5 protein-coding genes and 1 pseudogene are annotated in these 6734 nt (G+C 66.8%); 5 read left to right on the top strand and 1 reads right to left on the bottom strand.

The genetic code is table 11. The features are described 5' to 3' along the window. From FKP22_RS32150 to FKP22_RS16760, 3 genes and pseudogenes are all read left to right on the top strand, one after another. Positions 1 to 202: pseudogene (locus FKP22_RS32150) on the top strand (succinylglutamate desuccinylase); the annotation flags it as partial. Between the two features lie 14 nt (positions 203 to 216). Then, the gene (locus FKP22_RS16755; RefSeq protein WP_141288595.1) at positions 217 to 990 is read left to right on the top strand and encodes an ABC transporter ATP-binding protein; all 774 of its coding nucleotides are present in this window, start codon (positions 217 to 219) and stop codon (positions 988 to 990) included. Between the two features lie 75 nt (positions 991 to 1065). Beyond that, entirely contained in the window at positions 1066 to 2637 is a 1572-nt protein-coding gene (locus FKP22_RS16760) for a histidine phosphatase family protein (RefSeq protein ID WP_141288596.1), read from the top strand. Between the two features lie 99 nt (positions 2638 to 2736). On the opposite strand, the gene FKP22_RS16765 is transcribed toward FKP22_RS16760, so the two are convergent. Then, positions 2737 to 3642: an amino acid ABC transporter substrate-binding protein gene (locus tag FKP22_RS16765; RefSeq protein ID WP_141288597.1), complete on the bottom strand. Its 906-nt coding sequence runs from the start codon at positions 3640 to 3642 to the stop codon at positions 2737 to 2739. A 303-nt stretch (positions 3643 to 3945) separates the two neighbouring features. Here FKP22_RS16765 and FKP22_RS16770 point away from each other — a divergent pair, with 303 nt between their 5' ends. Continuing rightward, on the top strand, positions 3946 to 5727 hold the full coding sequence (locus FKP22_RS16770; RefSeq protein ID WP_141288598.1) for a peptide ABC transporter substrate-binding protein: 1782 nt from the start codon (positions 3946 to 3948) through the stop codon (positions 5725 to 5727). A 13-nt stretch (positions 5728 to 5740) separates the two neighbouring features. Further along, positions 5741 to 6700, top strand: coding sequence for an ABC transporter permease (locus FKP22_RS16775; RefSeq protein WP_141288599.1), 960 nt, complete (start codon positions 5741 to 5743; stop codon positions 6698 to 6700). The last annotated feature ends 34 nt before the right edge of the window (positions 6701 to 6734 follow it).

Raw genomic sequence — 6734 nt, forward strand, 5'->3', positions numbered from 1 at the left:
GCCGCCGGGCACCGAGGTGCAGGCGGGCGAGCCGCTGGTGGATTTGATCGACCCGATCAGCGGCGCCGTCACCACGCTGAACAGCCCCGTCACCGGCCTGTTTTTCGCGCGCGACCTGCGCCGCTTTGCCGTTGCCGGCATGACGCTGGGCAAGGTGGCCGGCGAGCAGGCGCTGCGCCAGGGCAAGCTGCTGTCCGCCTGAAAGCCATCCATCCCATGCAAGTTTCCGGCGGTCTGCAGGTCCAGAACCTGCACAAGAAGTTTGGCGAGCGCGAGGTGCTGCGCGGCGTGTCGCTGCAGGCGCAGCGCGGTGACGTGGTCGCCATCATCGGCTCCAGCGGCTCGGGCAAGAGCACGCTGCTGCGCTGCCTGAACCTGCTGGAGCAGCCGCACGAAGGCACGCTGAGCTTGAACGGCGAAGTGCTGCAGCTGAAGCGCCAGCACGACGGCAGCCTGGGCGCGGCCGATGCGAAGCAGCTGCAGCACTGGCGCACGCGGCTGGCGTTTGTGTTCCAGAGCTTCAACCTCTGGCAGCACCGCACCGCGCTGGAAAACGTCATCGAGGCGCCGATCCATGTGCTGGGCAAGACCAAGGCCGAAGCCACCGAACGCGGCGAGGCGCTGCTGGCCCGCGTGGGGCTCACGCACCGCCAGCACGTCTACCCGGCGCAGCTCTCCGGCGGCGAGCAGCAGCGCGTGGCGATTGCCCGCGCGTTGGCGATGGACCCGGAGGTCATGCTGTTCGACGAACCCACTTCCGCACTGGACCCGGAGCTGGTCGGCGAGGTGCTGCGCGTGATGCGCGGCCTGGCCGAAGAGGGCCGCACCATGCTAGTGGTCACGCACGAGATGGAGTTCGCCCGTGAAGTGGCGAACCATGCGATCTTTGTGCACCAGGGCCTGATCGAGGAAGAAGGCAGGCCGAAGGAAGTGCTGGTGCGCCCGCAGAGCGAGCGGCTGAAGCAGTTCCTCTCGGGTGGCCTGAAGTAAAGCTTGCGGGCCTGACACGCCCGCGTCATCGGTGCTTCATAAGCTGGCCGCCTATTCGGCTGACCGGCTCTCACGATGACCCACTCCTTCATTCCCCGCGCGCTGTGCCTGGCCCTCGGCTTCACGCTGGCCTTCAGCGCCACGGCAGCCACCACGACGGCCTACTGGTACCAGACCAAGACACCGTACCAGCCGCAGCAGCAGGCCTCGACCTACGAAGCCGCGCCGGCTGGCTTCAAGCCGGTGTTCACCGAGATGCTGGCCCGCCACGGTTCGCGCGGCCTGTCCAGCCTGAAGTACGACCTGGCCGTCTACAACATGTGGCTGCAGGCCCAGGCCGATGGCGCGTTGACGCCGCTGGGCGCATCGCTCGGCCCGGACGTGTACACGATCATGAAGGCCAACTTCCTGTTGGGCTACGGCGTGGAAGGCATCTCCAAGCCGGGCTACGGCAACGAGACGCAGCTGGGCATCAGCGAGCACAAGGCGCTGGCGCAGCGCCTGGTCTCGCGCCTGCAGCCGTACTGGAAGCAGGTCGCGAACAACTCGGTGGCGGCGCCGCGCCAGGTCGTCGTCGTCACCTCCGGCGTGGACCGCGCGGTGGACAGCGGCCACTACTTCACCGAAGGCCTGCTGGCGGCCAAGCCCGGTCTGGCCAAGCTGGTCACCACGCCGGCCGCGCCCGGCCCGTACCCGGACGTGGGCACGCCGGTGGCCGAGCCGGCCGGCACCGACCGTTTCGCGCTGTACTTCCACAAGCTGGTCGCCGCGACCGACCTGGTGACCAACACCGCCGACCCGCACTTCGTCACCTACACGGACAGCCAGGCCTACCAGGCCTACAAGGGCGCCGATGCGGACCTGCTGTCGCGCCAGGCCGCGCTGCAGGCGAACCCGGCGGTGGGGGCGGCCGGCCGCGTCATCCTGGAGCGGCTGTTCGCCAAGGCCTTCGTGGACAAGATCGAGAACGGCAGCTACAGCTTTGCCAACACCGGCACCTACAGCTTCACCAGCGACGACGGCAAGTTCACGTCCACACTCACCGGCGACGGCAAGACCAAAATCAACAGCCTGGCTTCGGCGGCCGCGCTGCTCTACGAGCTGTATTCGATTGCCCCGGCCATGAAGGCCGAGGCCGGCGTGAACTTCAAGCCGTACATGCCGCAGGACCAGGCCGAGGTGGTGGCCGAACTGAACGACGCTTCGGACTTCTACGACAAGGGCCCCGGCTTCAGCGAGAAAGGCAGTGCCACCTGGAAGATGGCACAAGGCCTGGTGGACGACTTCTTCAAGGAGGCGGATGCCATCGCCGCCGGCGACCTGTCGCACGCCGCCAAGCTGCGCTTTGCGCACGCCGAAACGGTGATCCCGTTTGCCTCGGCGATGGGCCTGAAGAACGTGCTGCAGCAGGTGCCGCTGGCGCAGACCTACAGCTACGCCAGCAACCCGTGGCGCGGCGTGGACGTCTCGCCGATGGCGGCCAACATGCAGTGGGACCTGTACCGCAACAAGGCCGGCCAGGTCATCGTGAAGATGCTCTACAACGAAGCCGAGACCGACTTCAAGGCCGCCTGCGACGGCGCCAAGCTGCCCGGCACGCAGCACTTCTACGACTACGCCCAGCTGCGCAGCTGCTACGGGTACTGAGTGTGCCCCCAGGGCTGGGCTGCGCCCAGCCCGCCCCCCGAGGGGGTCAAGGAAACTTGGGGCGGCCCTGCGTTTCCTTGTTCTGCGTCTGCATCAGGCTCAGAACGGCACCCAGTCCGTCGGGTACTTCCAGAAATCCTTCAAGAGGTAGTTCATTGGCAGGTTCAGCGCGACCTGCTTGGGCGGGATGGGTTGCAGGAACCACTTGGCGTAGATCGTGTCGGCTTCGTGCGAGGTGATCAGGCGCTTCATCTCCTCGTCGACGATGGCCTTCAGCTCCGGGTCGTTCTTGGGCAGCATGATGGCCAGCGGCTCGATGGTCAGGAACTTGCCCACCACCTTGAGCTTGTCCGGTTCTGGCCGGCTGGCCTTCAGGCCGAACAGCAGCACGTCGTCCATCGCGAAGCCGTCGGCTTCGCCGCTTTCCACCATCTGCACCGCCTTGGCATGGTCCGGTGCCTCCAGAATCTGGATGCCCAGCAGCCGCTCGTTGTTGTTCTGCGTGATGGACTTCAGCGCGGTGGTGCCAACGGTCGAAACCAGCTTGCGGCTGCCGAAGTTGTTCAGGTCGTCGATCTTGCTGTTGGCCAGCACCATGTAGCGCGTGCCGGTGATGTAGTGCGGCACGGTGAAGGCCACCTTCTGCCGGCGCTCGGCATTGTTGGTGGTGCCGCCGCATTCCATGTCGGCCTTGCCATCGGTGATGGCTGCCACGCGGGTGGCGGGGGTGACCAGCAGGTACTCGGTCTGCAGCTTGGCCAGGCCCAGCCGCTTGCGGATGACCTCCGACAGGCGGCTGCACAGGTCCAGCGCATAGCCGACCGGCTGCTTGTCGGGCAGCACGTACGAAAACGGCACCGAAGACTCGCGGTGGGCGATGACGATCTTGCCTGTCAGCTTGATGCGGTCCAGCGAGGGGCCGGCCCAGGTGGCGGCGCTGCCGCACAGCAGGGCGGCGGCAAAGAGGCAGGCGCTGCGCGAAGGCAGGCGGCGGGACGCAAACATGGCGGACCTTTCGTACAACGAGGCAAAAAGCAGGATCACGGCGGTTCGCCAAGGAAAGGCGCTGATCGGCGGCGGTTGGCCGGTCGGCGCGGTGCGCCATGGTACAGAACCGGGCAATGGCAACCAGCAAATGTTGGGCCAGGCAATCCGGCTTAACCCGGGGCGGCATGAGCATTGCTTCACGCTTGGCGACCGGCGGCCCCACGGCCGAACATGCTGGGAGGGCTTGGCTACACTGCGCCGAACCCAGCCCCGCGGAGCTGGGTGCCGGCAGCGGCTGACCCCTTCGCAACAGAGGCGACGATGCAAGAAGAAAACGAACTGCGTGAATGGCTTGAGCAGGTGCGCAGCGGTGCGTTGCCGCGGCGCCGCTTCCTGGCCCAGGCCGCAGGGCTCGGCCTGTCGCTGCCGATGGCCGCTGTGCTGCTTGGCAGCGCCGGCCTGGCTGGCGCTGCCGAGCCGGCCTACAAGCCCACCAAACGCGGTGGCGGCGGCCCGCTGAAACTGCTGCTGTGGCAAGGCCCCACGCTGCTGAACCCGCATTTCGCCACCGGCACCAAGGACGAAGAAGGCTCGCACGTCTTCTACGAGGCGCTGGCCCGCTACGACGTGGACGGCAACCTGGTGCCGGTGCTGGCGGCGGAGGTGCCCAGCAAGGAAAACGGCGGCATCTCGGCCGATGGCAAGAGCGTCACCTGGAAGCTGAAGAAGGGCGTGACCTGGCACGATGGCCAGCCCTTCACCGCCGACGACGTGGTCTTCAACTGGCAGTACGCCACCGACCCGGCCGCCGCCACCAACACCGTCGGCTACTACCTGGGCCTGAAGCTGGAGAAGGTCGACGCACTGACGGTGCGGGTGGTGTTCGACAAACCCTCGCCGTTCTGGCCCGAAACCGCCACCGTGCAGCTGGTGCCCAAGCACCTGTTTGCACCCTACATGGGCGCCAAGTCGCGCGAGGCGCCGGCCAACCTGAAGCCGGTCGGCACCGGGCCGTACAAGTTCGTCGAATTCCGGCCGGGCGACATGGTGCGCGGCGAGCTGAACCCGAACTACCACCAGCCCAACAAGCCGTTCTTCGACACGGTGGAGCTCAAGGGCGGCGGCGACGCCGTCTCCGCGGCGCGCGCGGTGCTGCAAACCGGCGAATACGACTTCGCCTGGAACCTGCTGGTCGAAGACGAGATCCTGAAACGGCTGGAGGCGGGCGGCAAGGGCCGGGTGGTGTTTGCTGCCGGCGGCTCGACCGAGTCGCTCTACCTGAACTACGCCGACCCGGTGGCCGAGATCGACGGCGAGCGGTCCAGCGCCAAGTCGCGCCACCCGCTGTTCAGCGACCCGGCGGTGCGCCAGGCCATGGGCCTGCTGATCGACCGCCAGGGCATCCAGAACTTCATCTTCGGCCGCGCCGGCATTGCCACGCCGAACTTCGTCAACAACCCGCCGCGTTTCCGCAGCGCCAACCTGAAGCCCGAGTTCAACATCGACAAGGCCAACGCCGTGCTCGACGCCGCCGGCTACAAGCGGGGTGCGGACGGCATTCGCGAGAAGGGTGGCAAGAAGCTGAGGTTCGTGTTCCAGACTTCCATCAACGCACCGCGGCAGAAGGTGCAGGCCATCATCAAGCAGGCCTGCCAGAAGGCTGGCATCGAGCTGGAGCTGAAGTCGGTCGTGGCCAGCGTGTTCTTCTCGTCGGACGTGGCCAACCCGGACACCTACGGCAAGTTCTACGCCGACATGCAGATGTACCTGGTCAGCCAGGGGCGGCCGTACCCGGACCGGCACATGCAACGTTTTGTCTCGTGGGAGATCGCGGCCAAGGGCAACAAGTGGCTGGGCCAGAACCTGAGCCGCTGGCGCAGCGACGAATTCGACAAGGCCTACCGGGCCTCGGAAACCGAGCTGGACCCGGTCAAGTGTGCCGCCTTGTTCATCCGCATGAACGACCTGGCCTGTGGCGACGGCTATGTCGTGCCGCTGCTGTTCCGCCAGGCCGTCAGCGGGCTGGGCAACAAGATGGTGGCGCCGCTGAACGGCTGGGACGTGGACATGGCCAGCCTGGCCGACTGGTATCGCGAAACGTGATTCCCTGAAGTTCGTGGGGCCGTACCTTCTCCGTCGTTTGCTGCTCGCGGTGCCCAGTTTGCTGGGCATCAGCGTGGTGCTGTTCGCCGTGCTGGCGCTGGCGCCGGGCGATCCGTTTTCGGAGATGGCCACCAATCCCAACGTGCCGCCCGAGGTGCGCGAGGCCTTGCGCCAAAGCCTGGGGCTGAACGATCCGGTGTGGCAGCGCTACGGCCATTGGCTGTGGGCGATGCTGCATGGTGACTGGGGCTTCTCGTTCATCAGCCGCGTGGACGTGGACACGCTGATCTGGCAGCGTGTGCCGGTGACGCTGGCGGTGATCGGCGCCTCGCAGCTGCTGGCGCTGGCGGTGGCGCTGCCGGTCGGCATCATGGCCGCCACGCGGCCTTATTCCTGGTTCGACAAGCTGGCCAACACGCTGGCTTTCATGGGCTTCTCGCTGCCGACCTTCTTCACCGGCCTGCTGCTGATCCTGCTGTTCTCGATCAAGCTGGACTGGCTGCCGTTTGTCTACCGCGCCGACATCCCCGCCACCGGCTGGGCCTGGTGGTGGGAGCAACTGCGGCAGACGCTGATGCCGGTGCTGGTGCTGGGCCTGTTCCAGGCGGCGGGCTGGACGCGCTATGTGCGCTCGGCGGCGCTGGACGTGATCCGGCTGGACTACGTGACCACCGCGCGCAGCAAGGGCCTGCCTGAGCGCATGGTGGTGCTGCGCCATGTGGCGCGCAATGCGCTGATCCCGGTGGTCACGCTGGTCGCGCTGTCGATGCCGCAGGTGTTCGGCGGGGCCATCGTCACCGAGCAGATTTTTCGCATTCCCGGCATCGGCTCGCTGCTGATCGACGCCATCCTGCGCAACGACACGCCGGTCATCATGGCAGTCACCTTCGTGCTGGCCTGCCTGGTGATCTTGTTCAACCTTGTCGCGGATCTGCTGTATGGCTGGCTCGACCCTCGCATCAGCTACCGCTGAGCCGGCGGCCATCCTGGCGCCGCGCCCGGTGGTC

The sequence above is a fragment of the Ideonella azotifigens genome, assembly GCF_006519715.1.
Lineage (GTDB): Bacteria > Pseudomonadota > Gammaproteobacteria > Burkholderiales > Burkholderiaceae_C > Ideonella > Ideonella azotifigens.